22 protein-coding genes, 1 tRNA gene and 1 pseudogene are annotated in these 20,500 nt (G+C 39.2%); 7 read left to right on the top strand and 17 right to left on the bottom strand.

Annotation, left to right across the window (positions count from 1 at the left end):
* Positions 1-38: 38 nt before the first annotated feature.
* A pseudogene (locus tag I8T81_RS18860) lies at positions 39-123 on the bottom strand (hypothetical protein); the annotation flags it as partial.
* A gap of 49 nt (positions 124-172) precedes the next feature.
* Between I8T81_RS18860 and I8T81_RS04995 the strand changes: the two are divergent.
* Positions 173-248 (top strand) — tRNA-Asn (locus I8T81_RS04995).
* A 165-nt stretch (positions 249-413) separates the two neighbouring features.
* On the opposite strand, the gene I8T81_RS04990 is transcribed toward I8T81_RS04995, so the two are convergent.
* From I8T81_RS04990 to I8T81_RS04935, 12 genes are all read right to left on the bottom strand, one after another.
* Positions 414-1,175: an SDR family NAD(P)-dependent oxidoreductase gene (locus I8T81_RS04990; RefSeq protein WP_198072245.1), complete on the bottom strand. Its 762-nt coding sequence runs from the start codon at positions 1,173-1,175 to the stop codon at positions 414-416.
* 272 nt (positions 1,176-1,447) lie between these two features.
* Complete coding sequence (gene miaE, locus I8T81_RS04985; protein WP_004699979.1) at positions 1,448-2,092, bottom strand: tRNA-(ms[2]io[6]A)-hydroxylase; 645 nt, start codon at positions 2,090-2,092, stop codon at positions 1,448-1,450.
* Between the two features lie 6 nt (positions 2,093-2,098).
* Entirely contained in the window at positions 2,099-2,824 is a 726-nt protein-coding gene (gene pdxJ / locus I8T81_RS04980) for a pyridoxine 5'-phosphate synthase (protein ID WP_004699978.1), read from the bottom strand.
* 13 nt (positions 2,825-2,837) lie between these two features.
* Entirely contained in the window at positions 2,838-3,551 is a 714-nt protein-coding gene (gene recO, locus I8T81_RS04975; RefSeq protein WP_019457244.1) for a DNA repair protein RecO, read from the bottom strand.
* A 9-nt stretch (positions 3,552-3,560) separates the two neighbouring features.
* Positions 3,561-3,761: an NF038104 family lipoprotein gene (locus I8T81_RS04970; protein WP_004699972.1), complete on the bottom strand. Its 201-nt coding sequence runs from the start codon at positions 3,759-3,761 to the stop codon at positions 3,561-3,563.
* Between the two features lie 18 nt (positions 3,762-3,779).
* A complete protein-coding gene (gene era, locus I8T81_RS04965; protein ID WP_077163210.1) occupies positions 3,780-4,802 on the bottom strand; it encodes a GTPase Era in 1,023 nt (340 codons plus the stop codon).
* An 11-nt stretch (positions 4,803-4,813) separates the two neighbouring features.
* The gene (gene rnc, locus I8T81_RS04960) at positions 4,814-5,506 is read right to left on the bottom strand and encodes a ribonuclease III (RefSeq protein ID WP_019457245.1); all 693 of its coding nucleotides are present in this window, start codon (positions 5,504-5,506) and stop codon (positions 4,814-4,816) included.
* A complete protein-coding gene (locus I8T81_RS04955) occupies positions 5,478-5,852 on the bottom strand; it encodes a DUF4845 domain-containing protein (protein ID WP_019457246.1) in 375 nt (124 codons plus the stop codon). The genes rnc and I8T81_RS04955 overlap by 29 nt, the downstream gene beginning before the upstream one ends.
* Before the next feature lie 23 nt (positions 5,853-5,875).
* Positions 5,876-6,703 carry a signal peptidase I gene (lepB, locus tag I8T81_RS04950; protein ID WP_198072244.1) on the bottom strand — a complete coding sequence of 276 codons (828 nt, stop codon included), beginning with the start codon at positions 6,701-6,703 and terminating at the stop codon, positions 5,876-5,878.
* 70 nt (positions 6,704-6,773) lie between these two features.
* A complete protein-coding gene (gene lepA / locus I8T81_RS04945) occupies positions 6,774-8,591 on the bottom strand; it encodes a translation elongation factor 4 (RefSeq protein ID WP_198072243.1) in 1,818 nt (605 codons plus the stop codon).
* A 176-nt stretch (positions 8,592-8,767) separates the two neighbouring features.
* Positions 8,768-9,220 carry an acyl-CoA thioesterase gene (locus I8T81_RS04940; protein WP_198072242.1) on the bottom strand — a complete coding sequence of 151 codons (453 nt, stop codon included), beginning with the start codon at positions 9,218-9,220 and terminating at the stop codon, positions 8,768-8,770.
* A gap of 120 nt (positions 9,221-9,340) precedes the next feature.
* Positions 9,341-10,717, bottom strand: coding sequence for a Do family serine endopeptidase (locus I8T81_RS04935; protein ID WP_004699956.1), 1,377 nt, complete (start codon positions 10,715-10,717; stop codon positions 9,341-9,343).
* Positions 10,718-10,948: 231 nt separating this feature from the next.
* Here I8T81_RS04935 and nadB point away from each other — a divergent pair, with 231 nt between their 5' ends.
* Positions 10,949-12,592, top strand: a complete 1,644-nt coding sequence (gene nadB, locus I8T81_RS04930; RefSeq protein WP_077163143.1) for an L-aspartate oxidase — start codon at positions 10,949-10,951, stop codon at positions 12,590-12,592.
* A gap of 56 nt (positions 12,593-12,648) precedes the next feature.
* On the opposite strand, the gene I8T81_RS04925 is transcribed toward nadB, so the two are convergent.
* The 4 genes from I8T81_RS04925 to pabC all read right to left on the bottom strand — a co-directional run bounded on the left by I8T81_RS04925 (position 12,649) and on the right by pabC (position 15,692).
* The gene (locus I8T81_RS04925; RefSeq protein WP_004699951.1) at positions 12,649-13,065 is read right to left on the bottom strand and encodes a PaaI family thioesterase; all 417 of its coding nucleotides are present in this window, start codon (positions 13,063-13,065) and stop codon (positions 12,649-12,651) included.
* 133 nt (positions 13,066-13,198) lie between these two features.
* The gene (gene tmk / locus I8T81_RS04920) at positions 13,199-13,798 is read right to left on the bottom strand and encodes a dTMP kinase (RefSeq protein ID WP_019457252.1); all 600 of its coding nucleotides are present in this window, start codon (positions 13,796-13,798) and stop codon (positions 13,199-13,201) included.
* Between the two features lie 9 nt (positions 13,799-13,807).
* Positions 13,808-14,878 carry an endolytic transglycosylase MltG gene (gene mltG / locus I8T81_RS04915; protein WP_198072241.1) on the bottom strand — a complete coding sequence of 357 codons (1,071 nt, stop codon included), beginning with the start codon at positions 14,876-14,878 and terminating at the stop codon, positions 13,808-13,810.
* Position 14,879: 1 nt separating this feature from the next.
* Positions 14,880-15,692 carry an aminodeoxychorismate lyase gene (gene pabC, locus I8T81_RS04910; protein WP_198072240.1) on the bottom strand — a complete coding sequence of 271 codons (813 nt, stop codon included), beginning with the start codon at positions 15,690-15,692 and terminating at the stop codon, positions 14,880-14,882.
* A gap of 263 nt (positions 15,693-15,955) precedes the next feature.
* On the opposite strand from pabC, the gene I8T81_RS04905 reads away from it, so the two are divergent.
* The 5 genes from I8T81_RS04905 to I8T81_RS04885 all read left to right on the top strand — a co-directional run bounded on the left by I8T81_RS04905 (position 15,956) and on the right by I8T81_RS04885 (position 20,470).
* Entirely contained in the window at positions 15,956-16,963 is a 1,008-nt protein-coding gene (locus tag I8T81_RS04905) for a sulfate ABC transporter substrate-binding protein (protein WP_002052521.1), read from the top strand.
* A 30-nt stretch (positions 16,964-16,993) separates the two neighbouring features.
* The gene (locus I8T81_RS04900; protein ID WP_198072239.1) at positions 16,994-17,602 is read left to right on the top strand and encodes an RBBP9/YdeN family alpha/beta hydrolase; all 609 of its coding nucleotides are present in this window, start codon (positions 16,994-16,996) and stop codon (positions 17,600-17,602) included.
* A gap of 80 nt (positions 17,603-17,682) precedes the next feature.
* Positions 17,683-18,516 carry a sulfate ABC transporter permease subunit CysT gene (cysT, locus tag I8T81_RS04895; protein WP_004699938.1) on the top strand — a complete coding sequence of 278 codons (834 nt, stop codon included), beginning with the start codon at positions 17,683-17,685 and terminating at the stop codon, positions 18,514-18,516.
* Positions 18,513-19,397, top strand: a complete 885-nt coding sequence (gene cysW / locus I8T81_RS04890) for a sulfate ABC transporter permease subunit CysW (RefSeq protein ID WP_002052783.1) — start codon at positions 18,513-18,515, stop codon at positions 19,395-19,397. Before cysT ends, cysW begins: the two co-directional genes overlap by 4 nt.
* A gap of 11 nt (positions 19,398-19,408) precedes the next feature.
* On the top strand, positions 19,409-20,470 hold the full coding sequence (locus I8T81_RS04885) for a sulfate/molybdate ABC transporter ATP-binding protein (protein ID WP_198072238.1): 1,062 nt from the start codon (positions 19,409-19,411) through the stop codon (positions 20,468-20,470).
* Positions 20,471-20,500: the final 30 nt, after the last annotated feature.

Here is a 20,500-nt window from a genome sequence, read left to right as displayed (position 1 = left end):
TCTCCAAACGCTTGTTCTTTTTTGAATCTAGCAATTCAGTTTTTAAAGTGCAAGTAATTTATGAATTTGCCACCCAACCTGATCAAATAAAAAGCATACAACACAAAAATGAAGGAAACATGACGATTTTCACTTGACCCTTGTCAAAATCTCCTTATAATCGCATGCAGATTCTCCCATAGCTCAGTCGGTAGAGCGACGGACTGTTAATCCGCAGGTCCCTGGTTCGAGCCCAGGTGGGAGAGCCAAATACTAAAAAGCCCGCAGCATTAAAGCGGGCTTTTTTTTGCCATAAATTTATCAATAACTACAAAAAATCCCCTATCTATTGATAGAGGATTTAATTTTTTCTTAGAGCATGTGTTAGGTTTAACGATACAACTTAACTCTAAACAACATATTTTCTTCTTAAATCATTCTTCTACTTCAACCACTTTTAAAGGATTAAAAGACTGCGTTGTTGGCATCATTTCTATACGGTTAATATTAATATGTGGTGGTTGAGATGCAATCCAAGCTACCGTATTTGCAATGTCTTCAGGCAAAATTGGGTTTTTCTTATCATAGAGACTACTCACTTTATCTTGATTCCCTTTAAAACGTACAAGTGAAAATTCAGTCCCCCCACACAGCCCTGGTTCAACGTTAGTCACGCGCACACCTGTACCAGCCAAATCCGCACGAAGATTTAGACTAAACTGCTCTACAAAAGCCTTTGTTGCACCGTAAACATTACCACCCGGATATGGGTATGTACCTGCAATTGAACCCATATTAATAATTAAACCAGATTTCTTGTTTACCATACTTGGTAAAATTAATCGGGTAACTGTCACAAGGCCTTTAACATTGGTATCAATCATCGTGTACCAATCATCTAATTCCGCTTTATCTGCCGACTCTAAACCCAATGCCAAACCTGCATTATTTACAAGCAAGTCAATTTGATCAATTTGAAATTCATTGGGTAACTCTTTAAATATCTTATTTATATTTTCTGCTGTATCCGTCATATCAAATACTAATGGATAGAATTTTTCACCCAGTTGTTGTTTTAGTTCTTCTAGTTTTTCTGCCCGTCTTCCGCATCCAATAACGTTATAGCCTAACTCGATCAGCTTTTTTGAAATACTATAACCAAAACCTGCCGATGCGCCTGTAACTAATGCTAACATTCTTATATCCTTGGAAATAATCAACTATTTTAGTTGAACTCATGATGAACATATCAGCCTTTATATTTACACAATATTTATTATTAGGCTAAAAAAATAAAAGTTTTTTTAAAAATTTTAAGAGAAATTAAAATCTATAAAAAATATATTTATTAAATAATTATATGCATTAAATAACTAAAAGCAGAGTTATTTGATCCCACTAGATAAATTATACCCAATAAAAAAGTTTACCTTGGAAGGTAAACTTTTTTAACAAAAGCCGTCAAAAACTAAGCAGGAACACCACTGTGAAAACGGAAAGTATCATCTGGTGTTAATATAAGATTTTTTTCAACCTCACGAATATGTTCAATACGCTGCTGAATATCCTCTTTAGGATTTTTCATTTTTGCTGTTTTGGCCACATCGAGTGCGAGAGCTAAATAGTCTTCGAAATGACGTGATTCTGATTTAAGCAGATAACGATAATAGCGTCCTAACTCATCATCTACACGTGGAGCAAGTGCATGAAAGCGTTCGCATGAACGCGCTTCAACAAAAGCACCTACCACAAGTACATCGATTAAAGCTTCAGGTTCATAGGTACGAATCTCTTTACGGAGACCGCCAGCATAACGTCCAGCACTTAAACCAGTCCACTCTTGACCACGCTTAGCCATAAGCTCAAGCACTTGTTCGTAGTGAAGCATTTCTTCTCGTACAAGTTGAGCAAGTTTTACTTGTAAGTCAGGAAAGAAGCTATAGCGGAACATTAAGTTCATTGCTGTACTAGCAGCTTTCTTTTCACAATTAGCATGATCTTGCATCAAGATATCTAAATTATTGATTGCCTCATCCAACCATTCATTTGGGGTTTGACACCCCAAGAAGTCTAATACAGGCTGCATTAACTCATCATAATTGATACTCGACATTACTAATTATCCTGCTGCCTGAATTGCTGTTTTCATATCTTTAACAGCCTGTACCAGACCTACAAAAACACTCTCAGCAATAATTGAGTGACCAATATTTAACTCATGAATTTGTGGAATCGCTGCAATTGGAGCAATATTCTTTAGATTGAGGCCATGACCCGCATTTACAACTAAACCTTTTGCTGCCGCGTATTCGACACCTTTTACGATACGTGCTAGTTCTTCTTGTTGGTCTTGCTCTGTTTCCGCATCTGCATACGCACCTGTATGTAACTCAATCGTAGGTGCTCCACATGCAATTGCCGCATCAATTTGAGCAAAATCTGCATCAATAAATAAAGATACATCACAACCCAATGCAGCTAAAGCTTGAGTTGCAGCCTTAACTTTTTCAAAATTAGCTACGACATCCAAACCACCTTCCGTTGTCACTTCTTGGCGTTTTTCAGGAACGAAGCACACATGCTGTGGCTGAATTTCTTTTGCAAACTCGACCATTTCATCAGTAACAGCCAACTCTAGATTCATACGCGTTTTTAACAATGGACGCATACGACGCACGTCATCATCTTGAATATGGCGACGGTCTTCGCGCAAATGCAAAGTAATACCCTCTGCGCCAGCTTGTTCACAAATGAGAGCAGCTTCTACAGGATCTGGGTAAGTAGTACCGCGCGCCTGTCTTAAAGTAGCAACATGGTCTATGTTTACACCAAGCAATGCAGCCATAAATAAATCCTAATTACGATTGAGTTTGAGTGTTTTGAATCCACAATTGTCGGCTTTTTAGGGGACGATCTCCTAAAAGCGATGTAATCATTTGACGGTATAGTTTACCTAATAATTGCAATTGTTCGTGAGAAAAATCCTGACCTTGCTCATAGTCCAACATAGATAAAATTGCTTTTCCAGACAAAGATGAACGGCCTGCCTGAACGACTGGAGCAAAGCCTTCAGTCACTTGAAATTGATAAAATTGATGCGGCAAAATTTCTTTTTGGGAGCTATCAACTGAAAAATCAATCGCGTAACCTAACTCAGGAAGCAAGGCATGTTCAAACTGTCTTAATATCTGTCTAAGAAAGAGATCTGGGTTTTCGTGCGAAGACAATTCTTGTAGTTGAAGTAGTGTTAATTGATATTGTTCAAATGTTTGTGGCATTGCTTCTTCTAAAGGGCAAAGTCTTAAAACAATTTCATTTAAATAAAAACCAGCGAAAAAAGCATCACCAAAAAAGAAAACTGGCTGATTTAGTATTTCCAGTTTCGTAAAATTTTTCAGTTCACTTTTACCCGTAGCTTGTAATCGGATAGGCTGATATTGAGGGGGTGGAGTTTGTCTTAAAATACCATCGACTCGCCCATACTCTTGAGTGAAGAGATGCACAATATGGCTTTTTTCACGATATTTACGATGATGAATCATATATCCATGCAGGATTTCATTGCGCATCATAAAAAGAAACTATTCCTTAGATTCTTTTTCTTTCTTATCGTCGTCATCACCATCAGGAATTACAGCTCCTACAACAGCAGCTGTACCCTTCACTACACCTTTAGTTGTTTTATAAGCAATACCTACTGGTACGGTTACAAGCTTGTACACACAACCTTGCAACATCAATGCACATCCAACAATAGCTAATATTGATGTAATTGCTTTCATACCAGTATTCCCTGCTTCTTAGATATCACTATATCCTAAACTTTTTAAAGCACGCTCATCATCAGACCAACCGCCTTTAACCTTAACCCATAAGGTAAGCATGATCTTTTGTTCGAACATTTTTTCCATATCTTTACGGGCATCCATACCAATCGTTTTAAGCTTGGCACCTTTCTCACCAATTACGATTGCTTTTTGACCAGCACGATCCACAAAAATAGTTGCATCGATATAAGTACAAGCTGGTTTTAATCGTCCCGTTTTCTCATTAACAGTTTCTTCTTCCGTTTTGAAAGATTCAATTTGTACTGTTAAATCGTATGGAAGTTCTTCACCCAACTGACGCATGATTTTTTCACGGATGATCTCACTTGCCAAGAAGCGCTCAGAACGGTCCGTAATTTGATCAAATGAATACAGTGGTGGCTGATAAGGAAGATATTTTTCAATCGTTTCACTTAAATGTTCCAAGTTAGCTCCACGTAGAGCAGAAACAGGAACAATCTCAGCAAAATTCATAAGCTTAGTACGCTCTTGAATTAGAGGAAGAATCTCTCTTTTATCTTCAAAAGTATCAGCTTTGTTAATCACCAAAATAACTGGCATTTCAGCATTCTTGAGTTTCTCAAGCACTAAATCGTCATTTTGAGTCCACTTATAGGCATCAATAACAAATAAAACTAAGTTAACGTCACGTAGTGCAGAATGCGCAGCACGGTTCATCATTTTATTGATTGCACGTACTTCTTTCTTATGCATCCCCGGTGTATCTACATAGACCGCTTGCATTTTTTCACGTGAATCAATACCAATAATTTTATGGCGTGTCGTTTGAGGTTTACGCGAAGTAATCGAGAGTTTTTGACCCAACAAATGGTTCATGAGGGTAGATTTACCCACATTTGGACGTCCCACAATCGCCACAAATCCGCTCTTAAAATCCGAAGGAATTGTAACGCCTTTGGAACTAAAAAATTGATCAATCAGATTGTTTGGATCTTGGTTTTCATTTGAATCTGGATTGATTTGATCAGAATGCATCGACATGCAGGTTATTGCTCCAATAACTTTAAAATTTCCGCCGCTGCTGCCTGCTCGGCAAAACGACGACTTGACCCCTCACCATAAATCTTTGGTAAACCATCTACCAAACATTCGACTTTAAAGTGCTGATGAGGCGCATCACCCTGAATATCTACAACCTCGTAAACAGGGAGAGGTTTTTTACGTGCTTGTAGATACTCTTGTAAACGTGATTTTGGATCCTTGAGTTGATCTGTTGGCTCAATATGATCTAAATAAGGTACATACCATTTTAACACAATATCGTTGAGTAGGTTCAGGTCACTACAATCAAGATATATTGCACCAATAATCGCTTCTACAGTATCTGCCAATATTGACTCACGATGATGACCACCAGATTTCAATTCGCCCGTGCTTAATATTAAACACCGACTAAGTTGCAAATCGGTTGCAATTTTACCTAAAGCTTCTTGGCGAACCAGAGTCGCACGCATACGCGTTAAACGCCCCTCATTTTCATGTGGGTAGGCATGATATAAATAATTGGCGATGATCATCCCCAACAGCGAATCGCCTAAAAACTCCAAACGTTCATAGTTATACCTATGACTCACCGAACGATGAGTCAAAGCTAACTGTAGCAATTCGGGCTGCTTAAATTGATAACCGATCCGACTGAGTAAGCGAGGATCACTTAGTTTGAACTGATGTTTTGTCAAAACTCTTCTCAAATGTTAAAACTAAATCAATATTCAGTAAGAAAGGTTTTCTTACTTCATATTTCTTTTTGACAATCAGACCCGATTGGTTAAACACTTCAGCAATCTCTTTAAAATGGAGATCACGAATATTGTTCATTTCCAATCGTTGATCCATTTGTGTCATAAACTTTTGGGGTGTGGTATCAGCTGAGCTTTGTTGCATAAGCTCAGTAATCTGATTATTAATCACACGATCATCCCAATATGCTGGCCAAACTGCAAGTACGGCTTTCGCCGCAATTGCAAATATGACCACCCCAAATAAAATTGCTAAATACGAAGTACCCTGTTGTGCCTTACGCATTTTTGTTTTCCTAATGGTTGTTTTTAATCTATTTTTCCATTTCGGTTAAAGCTTGGCAGGTGGAAACCAGGTTCTTTATGCATCCAGACATAGAAAGCTCGGCCTGTTAAGTTTTCTTCAGGAACAAAGCCCCAGAAACGACTGTCAGCACTTTGATCGCGGTTGTCACCCATTGCAAAGTAATGTCCTTTTGGAACTATCACTTCCCAATATAAACCGTCTTGGTTCGAATATTTGCCATTATCAACATAGTTGATAAAAGGTGCCTGACGCGCAACGTTTACGCCTTCAAGCTCACGCATTGTAAATGTATGATCACCAATCGTTTCTTTATGATAAATCGACGTAGGTGTATCTAAAGCATCTTTTTCACGACTAAACTGAGTTGCTACTTTAGGAATTTTTTGATCATTAATAATCAATTGCCCATGATCATAAACAATATGATCACCCGGTAAACCAATTACACGTTTAATGTAGCTAATAGTCGGCTGAGGTGGATAACGGAATACGATGACATCACCACGTTTAGGCTCACCAACATCAATCACTTTTTTATTGACGATAGGTAAACGAACACCATAGTCAAACTTGTTAACCAAAATAAAATCGCCAGTCTCTAAAGTTGGAACCATAGAGTCTGATGGAATGTTAAATGGTTCATAAAGGAATGAACGTAATACAAGTACAACAGCTAAAACTGGCCAAAAGTCATAGGCCCATGTAATAACAAAATTTTCGTTCTCTCGCCCTTTATTCGCACGCTGTTTAAAAACGAGCTTATCTAGCAACCACACTGCAAATAAAATCAGCGTAACTGGAACAAGAATTAAATTAAAATCAAAATCCACATGACCTCACTCGCAGCCTAGCTGCTTGCTTTATGGCTGGGAGAATATAAGTTCATCCCAGCCCTTTCTTTTATCTTTCTACTTTCAAAACAGCTAAGAACGCTTCTTGTGGAATTTCTACACTACCCACTTGTTTCATACGTTTCTTACCTTCTTTTTGTTTAGAAAGTAATTTCTTCTTACGAGACACGTCACCGCCATAACATTTTGCTAGGACGTTTTTACGCATCGCCTTAACGGTCGAACGAGCAATAATTTGTGCACCAATGGCAGCCTGAATTGCCACATCAAACATTTGACGTGGAATCAAGTCTTTCATTTTTTCAACTAGAGCAATACCACGATGACGAGCATCATTACGGTGACAAATCATAGCCAAGGCATCAACCTTTTCACTATTAATTAGCACATCAACCTTAACTAAAGATGAACTTTCAAAACGTACGAAGTTATAGTCTAGCGATGCAAAACCACGTGAACATGATTTAAGCTTGTCAAAGAAATCCATCACGACTTCAGCCATTGGAATTTCAAAAGTAATCGAAACTTGATTACCTAAGAATTTCATGTCTTTTTGTACACCACGACGCTCAATACATAAGGTCATGACATTACCTAAGTATTCTTGCGGCACAAGAATATGACATTCAGCAATTGGCTCACGTAAATCTTCAACAACTGAACCATCTGGCATCTTAGACGGACTGTCGATATAGATCGTCTCACCTTTTTTGGTAACAGCTTCATAAACTACTGTTGGTGCAGAGCTAATTAAATCGAGATCGTACTCACGCTCTAAACGCTCTTGTACGATTTCCATATGCAACATGCCCAAGAAACCACAGCGGAAACCGAAACCAAGTGCATCTGAACTTTCAGGTTCAAAGAACAAGGCAGAGTCGTTAATTTGTAATTTCTGTAATGCTTCGCGGAATGGTTCAAAGTCACTTGAATCGATTGGGAAAAGACCCGCATAAACCTGCGGTTTAACCTTTTTGAAACCCGGTAACGTTGCAACGTCTGGTGTAGTTGCAAGTGTAATGGTATCACCTACTGGCGCACCAAAAATGTCTTTAATACCTGCAATAACAAAACCTACTTCACCAGCTTCAAGAATATCTGTTTCAGTATGCTTAGGATTAAATACACCAACAGAAGTTACTGGATGAGTTTGTCCTGTCGACTTAACCAACATTTTGTCGCCCTTACGGATACGACCTTGTTTAATACGGACAAGAGAAACTACACCTAAGTAGTTATCAAACCATGAATCGATAATTAACGCTTGAAGTGGAGCTTCACGGTCACCTTCAGGCGCCGGAATAACATCAACTAAACGCTCTAATACACCTTCAACGCCTAAACCTGTTTTTGCTGAACAAGTCGGTGCATCTGTCGCTTCAATCCCGATAATTTCTTCAACTTCATGAATTACACGTTCAGGTTCAGCCTGCGGTAAATCAATTTTATTCAAGATAGGAAGAACTTCGAGACCTTGTTCAATAGCTGTATAACAGTTTGCAACTGATTGTGCTTCTACGCCTTGCGCAGCATCAACAACCAATAATGCACCTTCACATGCAGCTAACGAACGAGAAACTTCATACGAGAAGTCAACGTGCCCAGGTGTATCAATAAAATTAAGCTGATATTCCTGCCCATTTGGATGGGTGTAATACAATGTCACAGACGCTGCTTTAATGGTAATCCCACGTTCGCGCTCAAGCTCCATTGAGTCCAAGACCTGAGCTTGCATCTCACGATCTTGTAGGCCACCACACATCTGAATGAAACGGTCAGCTAAAGTAGACTTACCATGATCAATATGAGCGATAATCGAGAAGTTTCGGATATTTTTGATATCAACGGATTTTTTAGCTTGCGCCATGGGCTACCTTGAGAAAATATAAAGTGCTATGTAGCTTGTTTTAATACATAGCCAAAGCGGTTTAACAAATTGCGAGAGATTATAGCAGATGGATATTTTAAAGTATCCAAAATAATCATGAGCTTTGTACTTATGTTCTAAAAAATGACAATTCAAAGCACATGTAATACTTCCGACTAACGGGCATATGAAATAGTAAAGTCTAAAGGATTTATGCTTGTATCAAGGGGCTTATAAGCTTGTGTAAAAGTTGGTGACATTCGTTTTGGTCGGCCTGATGCAATTTCAATACATGCCCACTTGGTATTCCCAACAAATAAGACTGCCTGATCAGAGGGACGATAAAAAACATACTGGCGAAATGAATAAAGTGCATTGATATCATCTAGCCATGTTCGCAGCACAATTTCTTCGCCTTCAAACGCTGCTTTACGATATTGAACATGATGCTCAACAGCAACCATTGCATGTTTAAGCTCAAGGTATTTGGTTACGCCTACACCTAATGTTTCAACATGAGCAGCAGCAACATCTTGCATCCATTGGACATACATTACATTGTTAACATGACCCAAAGCATCAATATGCTGTAGCTGAACCTGAATATGCAAATCGAAAATACTGCTCACAAAACACCCATTTTAATCATTAAACCCAAAGCTACAATTAAACTAGCTAGATCGAACATTATGCCGAATACAAATAATAAAAAACCACCCATTTTCAGGGTGGTTCATTTTTAAATCATTTTACTGGATGCGCAAACCAAGCATTGCACGTTGGCCTTGACGAATAATTCCAACACGCGCAACCGTATTTTTTTGTAAGTTAGAAACAACTTTTGCAAAATCTTGGCTATTCAAAATTTGAGTATTATTAACCTGAATAATCACATCACCCGGAATGATATTTGACAATGATGCCAGCCCACCACGGCGAACATCTTGAACATAAATACCACCTTTTACGCTCAATGCATTTTTCTCTGGCTCAGCTAAATCACGAATACTCATGCCTAAAACCGGACCTTTAGAGGCAGAAGTCTGAGCACCTGTAGCTGGTGTTTCATCTGGTGCGGTTGCCAAAGTTGCAGAAATATTACGAGTTTTATCATCACGTAATACTTCAAACTGAACAGTTTGATTTGGCTGTACTTTGTTTAAAGCATAGAGCAAATCACTTGTGCGTAGTACAGAAGTTCCATTAAGTTTTAAAATCACATCACCAGCTCTAAGCCCTGCTTTTTGAGCAGGTGAATTTGGAGTAACTTGTGTGATAAGAGCACCTTCTGGTTTAGGTAATTTGTAGGCATCAGCAAGGTTACGATCAATATCTTGCATCATAACGCCTAAGTATGAACGAGTAACCTTCCCTTTGGTTTTAAGCTGTTCAGCTACATCCATCGCAACATCGATTGGAATAGAGAAAGACAAGCCCATATAACCACCAGTACCACTAAAGATACGTGAGTTTACTCCGACTACTTCACCGTTTTGATTAAACAATGGGCCACCTGAGTTACCCGGGTTTAAAGCCACATCTGTTTGAATAAACGGTACAGAGGTTTCACCACTCATATTTCGTGATTTAGCACTGACAATACCTGCTGAAGCTGAGTAATCAAAACCAAATGGTGAACCAATCGCTAAAACAGGCTCACCGACTCGTAAGCGGTCAACATTACCCACTTTTAAAGCTGGATAGTTATTCCCATTGACTTTTAATAAGGCAACATCAGTACGTTCATCACTACCAACCACAGTTGCATCAATCTCACGACGGTCATTTAAAGTAATACTAATGCGGGAAGCATTTTCAATCACATGATGGTTTGTGAGTAAGTAACCATCTTTACTAATAAAGAATGCACTACCGTATGCGGTTTTTTCTTGAGGACCTTGTTGCTGTGGAATGATGACCTGATTACCAAAGAAACGTTTTAAAATTTCAGGAACTTGCTGTTGTAACAATTCATCCTGAGTCATTTTTTTTACGACATTTACACTCACCACAGCTGGACTAACTTGTTCAACGAGGTTTGAAAAATCAACAGCAGCGTTTGCTTGAACAGCGGCAACTGTAAATACCGCTGCATACATTCCTTGTTGTAAATAGCGAGATTTCATTCGGTGCTCACCCACAATTGGTCTACGAGAAATAAGAATAAAACTTTTGTATCACAATGCTTTGGAATTGTGCGTAACAATATGTTTACTTATAAGACATCATGATCACGTTTATTTTACACATTGCAATTTTTTAAGGTAATTGCAATTTTTCTGTGACTTAGAGCGCTTAAGCTCTTGCCTTTTTAGGTAAAAAGGGGTGTCATTAGCGGACGTTTTAAATTGATGCGAATGGACATGCCTAATCAACAGACAATTCACCACTTTGACGTGATTATTGTGGGCAGTGGCGGTGCTGGTTTAAGTCTGGCTTTATCGTTACCAAGTCATTTTAATATTGCAGTTTTAGCCAAAGCTGCTTTGACTGAAGCAAGTACCTTCTATGCACAAGGCGGTGTTGCTGCTGTTCTTGATGAAACTGACTCTATTCAACAACACATTAATGACACGATGATTGCAGGTGCTCATTTATGTGAAATAGATGCAGTTCAACATACTGTAGAAGGCGGTCGCCCTTCTGTTGATTTCCTTTTAGAGCAAGGTGTTCAGTTCACCTTAGATGAAGATGAGCAACTTCACTTAACTCGTGAAGGTGGTCACTCACAGCGCCGCATTATCCATTCTGCTGATGCTACAGGCAAAGCCATTTCAACTACATTGGTTGAACGCGCCAAAGAACGCGAAAATATTACTATTTTTGAAAACTACATTGCGATTGATTTAATCACGTCGCATAAATTGGGACATACAGATCAAGCAAATCGCGCTATTGGTTTGTATGCCTTAGATGAAAACACTGAAAAAGTTCATACTTTCCTTGCACCATTTACCGCACTTGCTTGCGGCGGTGCGATGAAAGCTTACCTTTATACGTCTAACCCTGATATTGCTACAGGCGATGGCATTGCCATGGCTTACCGCGCAGGTTGCCGTGTAGCCAATATGGAATTTAACCAGTTCCACCCAACTTGCCTATACCATCCACAAGCGCGTTCGTTCTTAATTACCGAAGCCATGCGTGGTGAAGGTGCTTATTTACGCTTGCCAGATGGCGAACGTTTTATGCTTCGTTTTGATGATCGTGCAGAGTTGGCTCCTCGCGATATTGTGGCACGTACCATTGACCACGAAATCAAGCGTCTCGGTATTCGTCATGTATGGTTAGATATTACCCACAAATCACCTGAATTTATTAAAGAGCACTTCCCTACACTTTATGCACGATTACTTGAATTAGGTATCGACATTACCAAAGACATGATTCCAGTAGTGCCAGCAGCTCACTATACATGTGGTGGTGTTGTAGTTGACTCAAATAGTCAGACCGATATTGAAGGTCTATATGCAATTGGTGAAACCTCTTATACAGGCTTACATGGCGCAAACCGTATGGCAAGTAACTCATTACTTGAGTGCTTTGTTTACGGCATGAGTGCAGCAAAAGACATCGAAAATAAGTTTGATGAAAACTTCAAATTACCAGAAGTACCAACTTGGGATGACTCTCAAGTAACCAACCCAGATGAGGATGTGGTGATTTTACAAAACTGGGATGAGTTACGTTCAACCATGTGGAACTATGTTGGTATTGTAAGAACTACAAAACGTTTAGAACGTGCTTTACACCGTATAGAGATGTTAAAGCGTGAAATCACTGAATATTATCAAGATTACCGTGTTAGCAAAAACCTGATTGAACTGCGTAATCTTGTGCTCGTTTCGGAAATGATTGTGCGCTGTGCCATGCACCGCAAAGAATCACGTGGGCTACACTACACGCTCGATTATCCAGAAACTTCAAAAGAGATTCGTAAAACTGTTTTAACTCCTCCAACTTTTACAGTAGAACAACCATTGGTTAATACCGAAATTTAAACTGTTCTTCTTATAAAAAAAGCACAGCTCTTGCTGTGCTTTTTTGAATTTAATATTCATGGTCTAGGTGGAATTGAATAAGTTGCGGTTACATGCGCTACTGGTTCATCTAATCCTACTGAATAAATCCATACCTCACCCACGACAAGACTCTTCCCTACTTTCATGAGCTTACATTCGCTGCGTAGATCTTTATCACCTGCGGGTTTTCTAAGAAAGTTAATATTAAAATTCGTCGTTACCGCCAAACCAACAATTCCAATTTCACCGAGTATTGCGATATACAAAGCAAAGTCTGCCAAAGTCATCATGGTAGGTCCAGATATGGTACCACCCGGGCGTTGATGTCTTTGATCGACGTGATAATAAACGACAGCAGCTTTAGGCGTAACTGATTCAATCGTACAATGTTCAAGACTAGGGGGAAACTCCTTTTCAAGAAACGCTATAATTTCTTCTTTTGAACTTTTCATCCTTGTTTTTCTTCGATTTAAGAACAGTATTCAAAATAGCACAAAATATTGTTCAATATGTTCTATGTTCTTTTTAAGCAGATTTGTCATTATTTTTAACCACTCCCACAAATATGAGAGTGGCTTTTATTATTTATCTTAAATATTGTAAGGCTTGCTCAAAAACCTGATCAGGACTTTGCGTAGCATCTAAACGTTTAATACGTTCAGGTTCAGCTTTCCATAAGGTCTCATAACCTTCGCGAACTTTAGTAAAGAAACTTAACTTTTCTTGTTCAAAACGGTCTAAAGCTCCACGCTCACGTGCACGGTTCATACCGAGTTCAATCGGTGCATCTAACCAGAAAGTCACGTTTGGCATACGTGAAACAAAGTTCTGATTTAAAAGCTGTAATTTATCTTGGCTTAAACCACGACCCGAACATTGGTAAGCAAAACTAGCATCTGTAAAGCGATCACTTAAAACAATTTTGCTAGACTCTAGAGCCGGCAAAATCACTTGTTGTAAGTGTTGCGCACGTGCCGCATAAATTAAGAGTAGTTCAGTATCGTGACTCATATTTTCATCATGATTCACCGCCAAAAGCATTGAACGTATTTGTTCTGCTAAAGGCGTACCACCTGGTTCACGGGTTAAAACAACTTGTTTACCTTGCTCTTCAAAATGCTGATGAATTTTTCGAATGAGTGTAGTTTTACCTACCCCTTCCGTGCCTTCAAAGCTAATAAACATCTCTTTTCCTTATTTCTTCGATCTCAACACGGATAAGTACTCTTGCACCGCTTGATTATGAGCCTGTAAATCTGCTGTAAATTTATGGCCACCATTACCAGTTGCCACAAAATAAATATTATTTGAGTCATCTGGATGTAGTGCTGCTTCAATTGCTTTTTGACTTGGCAAAGCAATTGGTGTTGGCGGTAGGCCATTAATTGTATAGGTATTATATGCGGTTGGTGTACGTAAGTCTTCGCGACTGATCTTACCCTTATAGTTATCACCCATTCCATAAATCACGGTTGGGTCAGTTTGTAAACGCATACCAATTTTCAAACGGCGTACAAATACACCAGATACTTGCTCAAGCTCACTATCTATACTTGTTTCTTTTTCAACAATCGAAGCCATAATTAAAGCTTCATACTTATCTTTATAAGGTAGGTTTGGTGCGCGATTTGCCCAAGCAGTATCTAAAGCTTTCATTTGACGATGATATAAATCGGTGAGGATTTTTTTGTCAGTCTCACCCTTTGCGAAGAAATAAGTGTTAGGCGCAAATAAACCTTCCGGATGATGATATGGAATTCCTAGCGCCTTCATGAGCTGATCATCAGGTAGATCGAGTATTGTATTTTTTACATTTTTATCATTTTTTAAAGCAGTAATAAGCTGTTTAAAGGTCGTACCTTCAATCACCAAAACACGGTTCATCTGAGCATTATCAGCATTAGACAACATCTCTAATACTTGTCTTACGCTCATTCCCTGCTCAACTTCATATACACCAGCTTTCATGCTGTCATGAATCATAAATCTTTGATAAAGCTTAAGTACAATAGGGAAATGGATTTTGTTTTCTTTTGCTAAGTGATCGATAAAACCAGAGTAGGTCTCACCTGAAGTGATCGATAGCATCTGCTTTTTCCCTTCAATAGGATAAGCTTTAAATAAACTTGACCATAAAATAGCAAAAATAGAAATTAAAACGATACAACAGCCAGTGAGCACCAACTTTTTAGGAAAATGAGATGCTGTTTTCTTGCCCTTTTTTTTAGCATTTTTTGCTTTCGCGTTCACAGGTGGCTTCGGCATATTAATGAATCTGATTCAAGTTAAGAGTATGAAATAAATTTAGGCACGCCTGTGAATCTAGAGTTTGTTCACCGATTTGAGTAACTACTCGCATTGGATGTAAAGCATTACAAAAGAATAGACTCTGTATTTGTGGTACTTCATCTAGCTCAATTATTCTGACTTCGCAGGCAATTCCATGGTGCTGCATACGTGCCAAAATTTCTGCACGCATCACACCGTGGACGCCATTATAGCGAAGTTCCGGTGTAATCCATCTATCATTTAAACGAATAAAACAATTACTGCTTACCCCTTCAACAATATAACCTTGTACATCAGATACTAATGCTTCTGACCACCCTTGTTGATCTGCTTCTTTTTTTAGCAGTACCTGTTCCAGACGGTTTAAAGATTTAAGTCCAACTAGACTCGGCATGGTTAAACCCAAGGCCTGATTTAAAACCCCGCACTGTATAAAGTCGGGTTGGAATTGCTCCAGTGCTTTTGGATAAAACCAGACATAAATATCTGCTTCATGCTTTGGCAAACTATAACCACGGTCACCTTCACCGCGGCTAATCACAATTTTTAAAGTACCGTTGAGTACAAGGTTTTGTTGGTATAAATGCTGCAAACTCTGTTCAATTAATTCAAAATTTGCAATTAAAGCTAGTTTTTGACAAGCAAGGTTTAGACGTTCCCAGTGACGAGCTTTAAGCTCTATCTCATTCTGAAAAACACGAATTGTGCTAAAGCAACCATCTCCATAATGAAATGCTCGGTCTAGTAACGGAATGGTTTCAACAGGTTGTCCATTTTTAAAACACCACATGTTTAATCCGTCCTTTATTTAAAAACCGCTCAACAATACAACACCATTCATTTAATTAATAAATGACTGATTTTAAAAAATTATACCGATTTAATCAGCACTTTTGAAACTTGTTATATATCAAGATTTAAGAATAGCTTATCCATTTTTTATATTTCTATATTTTTCATATTAAATTCGTTTTTTATTATTTTTTTAGAATAAAGACTAGCGCTATTCTGCGTTCATGTTTTGAACATTTCGTATTTTTGAGGGGTTATCTCATGCGTTTTTCTCAATTAAAAGTTGGGGTTATTGCTGCGCTTCTTTCTGTTTCATCATTTGCAGCACAAGAATTTTTAAACGTTTCTTACGATCCTACTCGTGAGTTATATACAGACTTTAATAAGCAGTTTGGTACTTACTGGAAACAGCGTACTGGTCAAGATATTCAATTTAAGCAATCACACGGCGGTTCTGGTAAACAGGCTCGTGCAGTGATTGATGGCTTAAATGCTGACGTTGTGACATTAGCGCTTGCAGCTGATATTGATGAAATTGCTGAAAAAGCAAAATTGCTTCCAACTGATTGGCAGAAGAAGTTGCCACAAAACTCTACACCATACACATCAACAATCGTATTTTTGGTACGTAAGGGTAATCCTAAACAAATTAAAGACTGGGGTGACTTAATCAAACCAGGTGTAGAAATTATTACACCAAACCCGAAAACTTCTGGCGGTGCTCGCTGGAACTACCTTGCAGCTTGGGCTTGGGCAAAACATCAACCAGGTGGTAACGATGCTAAAGCACAAGAATATGTCCGCCAAATTTATAAGCACACTAAAGTTCTAGATTCGGGTGCACGCGGTGCAACCACGACTTTTGCTGAACGTGGCATTGGTGATGTATTGCTTGCTTGGGAAAATGAAGCTCATTTAGCTGTTCGCGAACAACCAGGCAAATTTGAAATTATTACCCCGTCTCTTTCGATTTTAGCTGAACCACCAGTTGCTGTTGTTGAGAAAAATGCTGCCAAAAAAGGCAATCTCACCATCGCGAAAGGTTACCTTAACTACTTGTACTCACCTGCTGGCCAAGAAATTGCAGCACGTAACTTCTACCGCCCTCGTAATGCAGCTGTACTCAAAAAATACAGCAATGTATTTAAGCCATTGAAACTCGTGACGATTGATAAAGAGTTTGGCGGTTGGACAAAAGTGCAAAAACAACACTTTGATAATGGTGGTGTTTTCGATCAAATCGTGAAAATCAATAGTGCAGAGAAGTAATTCTTTCTACTAACGATAAGGAGAACAGACATGACTCACTCTGTAATTGTCCCAGGTGTAGGTGGAAGTGAACATCAACATTGGCAATCTTGGTTGCAGCGTCAACTCGTGTCTAGTTCTCGTGTTGAGCAAAAAAACTGGGATAGACCCGTATTAAGTGAATGGATTGAGCAATTCGTTAAAACAGTTCAAACGGTACAAGCACCTGTGCAAATTGTTGCACATAGTTTCGGTTGCTTAACAAGTGTTGCTGCTTTAGCTGAGCATCCTGAGTTACAAGCTCAAGTTAAAAAACTAATTTTGGTTGCTCCTGCAAATCCGGCACGTTTTGGTGAAGCAGGCTTTGCTCGCCATAGCTTGACTGACTACAAAGATTATTTTCATCAGTTAAAAATTAATGTGCCTACAACACTACTGATTAGTGAAAATGATCCTTGGTTAGATTTTTTTGATGCTTTACAACTTGCTAAAGCTTGGCAATTAAATCCTATTAATCTTGGAGAAGTCGGTCATATTAATGTTGCTTCTGGTTTTGGCCCATTCCCTGACTTACTGAATTATCTACTTCCTGAAGACTCGATGTGTAGCCACTCATCTATTGATCCGGTAAAGACACATTTCTCTTTGAAATTTGCTTAATACCCAGCTTTATACCGCGCCGTTTATCTTTATTTATTCGCTTACTGGTTTCAGCAGGCTTTTCTCTTTGAGGAAATATCATGTCGCAGCGATCCCGAGTGCTGCCTGGGTTTGGTCTATCATTGGGCTTCACCCTCGCCTACGTTTCTTTTATTGTGCTTATTCCATTAGCCGCAGTCTTTATCAAATCATTTGGAATCGGATGGGACGGACTATGGGAAATTTTAACTTCTGAACGTATTTTAAAATCGCTTCAATTGAGCTTTAGTTCAGCTTTAATTGCGGCGTTTATTAATGTTGTTTTCGGACTACTTTTAGCTTGGTGCCTTGTTCGTTATAACTTTCCCGGAAAGCGTCTAGTTGATGCCTTAGTAGACTTACCTTTTGCACTTCCAACAGCAGTTGCAGGTATTGCGCTTACTTCGCTTTATGCCCCTACTGGCTGGATTGGTCAATATTTAGAACCACTCGGTATTCAGGTTGCTTATACACCGATCGGGATTACGCTCGCTTTAGTATTTATTGGTATTCCTTTTATTGTTCGAACTGTTCAACCCGTACTAAGCGATATCGAAACCGAGCTTGAAGAAGCTGCTTCTGCACTTGGAGCAAATCGCTGGCAGACGATTACTAAAATTATTTTGCCAATATTACTACCTGCTCTATTTACAGGCTTTGCTTTAGCATTTGCTCGTGGCGTGGGTGAGTATGGTTCTGTAATTTTCATCGCAGGTAACCAGCCGTTTAAAACAGAAATTGCCCCGCTCATGATTATTTCTCGCCTTGAAGAATATGATTATGCAGGTGCAACTACCATTGCAGCGGTCATGTTAGTTCTCTCTTTCATTATTTTATTTGCTATTAATTTACTGCAAGCCTGGGCAAACCGTCGTACAGGGAGAAATATCACATGAACTTACATACCGACAGTAATGCACTTGCTTTAAAGCTACAGTCTCGTGATGCGACTCGTGAACCGACTTGGGTACGTTATACGCTCATTACTGTTGCACTGATTTTCTTTCTTAGTTGCTTAATGCTGCCACTTATTTTGGTTTTTGTTGAAGCATTTAAACAAGGCCTTGAAGTTTATGTTCAGGCTTTAATTGATCCAGATACTTTGTCAGCGGTGAAATTAACATTACTCACCGCAGCGATTGCCGTTCCAATTAATGTGATATTTGGTGTTGCCGCTGCATGGGCTGTTTCCAAGTTCCAGTTTAAAGGCAAAGCGATTTTAACCACCATTATTGATATGCCTTTTTCAGTTTCACCAGTTATTGCAGGTTTAATGATTGTACTGATTTTTGGTGCTCAAGGTTGGTTAGGCGGTTGGTTAATGGACCATGACATCAAGATTTTATATGCGGTGCCCGGAATTGTTTTAGCGACCATCTTTATTACCGTTCCTTTTGTTGCACGTGAATTAATTCCACTCATGGAAGCTCAAGGAACAGAAGAAGAAGAAGCCGCGATTGTACTTGGTGCCTCAGGCTGGCAAACCTTTTGGAAAGTCACTCTGCCTAACATTAAGTGGGGTTTAATTTACGGCGTGATTTTGTGTAATGCCCGTGCAATGGGTGAGTTCGGTGCAGTATCGGTAGTTTCGGGACACATCCGTGGTGAAACCAATACCCTGCCACTTCATGTTGAAATTTTATATAACGAGTACACCTTTAGTGCAGCCTTTGCCGTGTCCTCATTACTTGCTTTCTTAGCCTTATTAACACTGGTATTGAAAACTTGGTTAGAACTGCATCAAGACAAACCAGAACCGCATTCAACTGATTCGTAAGGAATGAAATCATGAGTATTCAAGTTAAGAATATTGAAAAACACTTTGGTGCATTCCATGCGCTTAAAAATATTTCCCTAGATTTTCCAGAGGGCGAACTGGTTGCGCTACTCGGACCATCTGGCTGCGGTAAAACGACACTACTTCGTATTATTGCTGGCTTAGAGTCAGCCGATGGCGGTCAAGTGTTACTTGAAGGCGAAGATGCAACTAATGTCCATGTTCGCGAACGTCAAGTCGGCTTTGTATTTCAGCACTATGCTTTATTCCGTCATATGACTGTATTTGACAATATTGCCTTTGGTTTACGTGTTCGTCCTCGTGCTACACGCCCCTCTGAAGCTGAGATTAAAAAACGTGTTACTCGTTTGCTTGACCTAGTTCAACTGGGCTTTTTAGCAGACCGCTACCCTGCTCAGCTTTCTGGTGGTCAACGTCAACGTATTGCTTTAGCTCGAGCACTCGCTGTAGAGCCTCGTGTGCTATTGCTTGATGAACCATTTGGCGCACTTGATGCCAAAGTCCGTAAAGAATTACGTCGCTGGTTACGCAACTTGCATGACGAATTGCATATCACTTCAATTTTTGTAACCCATGACCAAGAAGAAGCTCTTGAAGTGGCTGACCAGATTATTGTGATGAATAAAGGTAACGTTGAACAAATTGGTTCACCACGTGAAGTCTACGAAAAACCTGCAACGCCATTTGTATTTGATTTCTTGGGTCAAGCAAATCGTTTTGAAGGTGAACATGCTGGCGGTATTATCCGTATTGGCAATGATCGTATCGAATTACCGACTACAGTTCAGGCACCGCAAGGAAAAGTGATTGCTTTTGCCCGCCCGGATGAGTTACATATTCATTCGCAACCACAGGCAAATACAATTGAAGCAACTTTTGTACGTGAAGTCTGGATTGCTGGAAAAGTAGTGGCGGAATTACAAGATCGTAATGGACGTTTAATTGAGATTGCTTTGAGCAGTGAAGCTGCAAAACAAAATGCATTTAAACCAAATCAAACTGTTTGGGTCAGTGCATCTCAACTTCATCTATTTGCAGATCAAGTTGCTTAAGGAATTATTTGGTGAGGAATCATGTCGCGG

The organism is Acinetobacter seifertii (assembly GCF_016064815.1).
In the GTDB taxonomy this organism is placed as follows: Bacteria; Pseudomonadota; Gammaproteobacteria; order Pseudomonadales; family Moraxellaceae; genus Acinetobacter; species Acinetobacter seifertii.
This window is presented reverse-complemented; position numbering and strand designations above follow the sequence as displayed.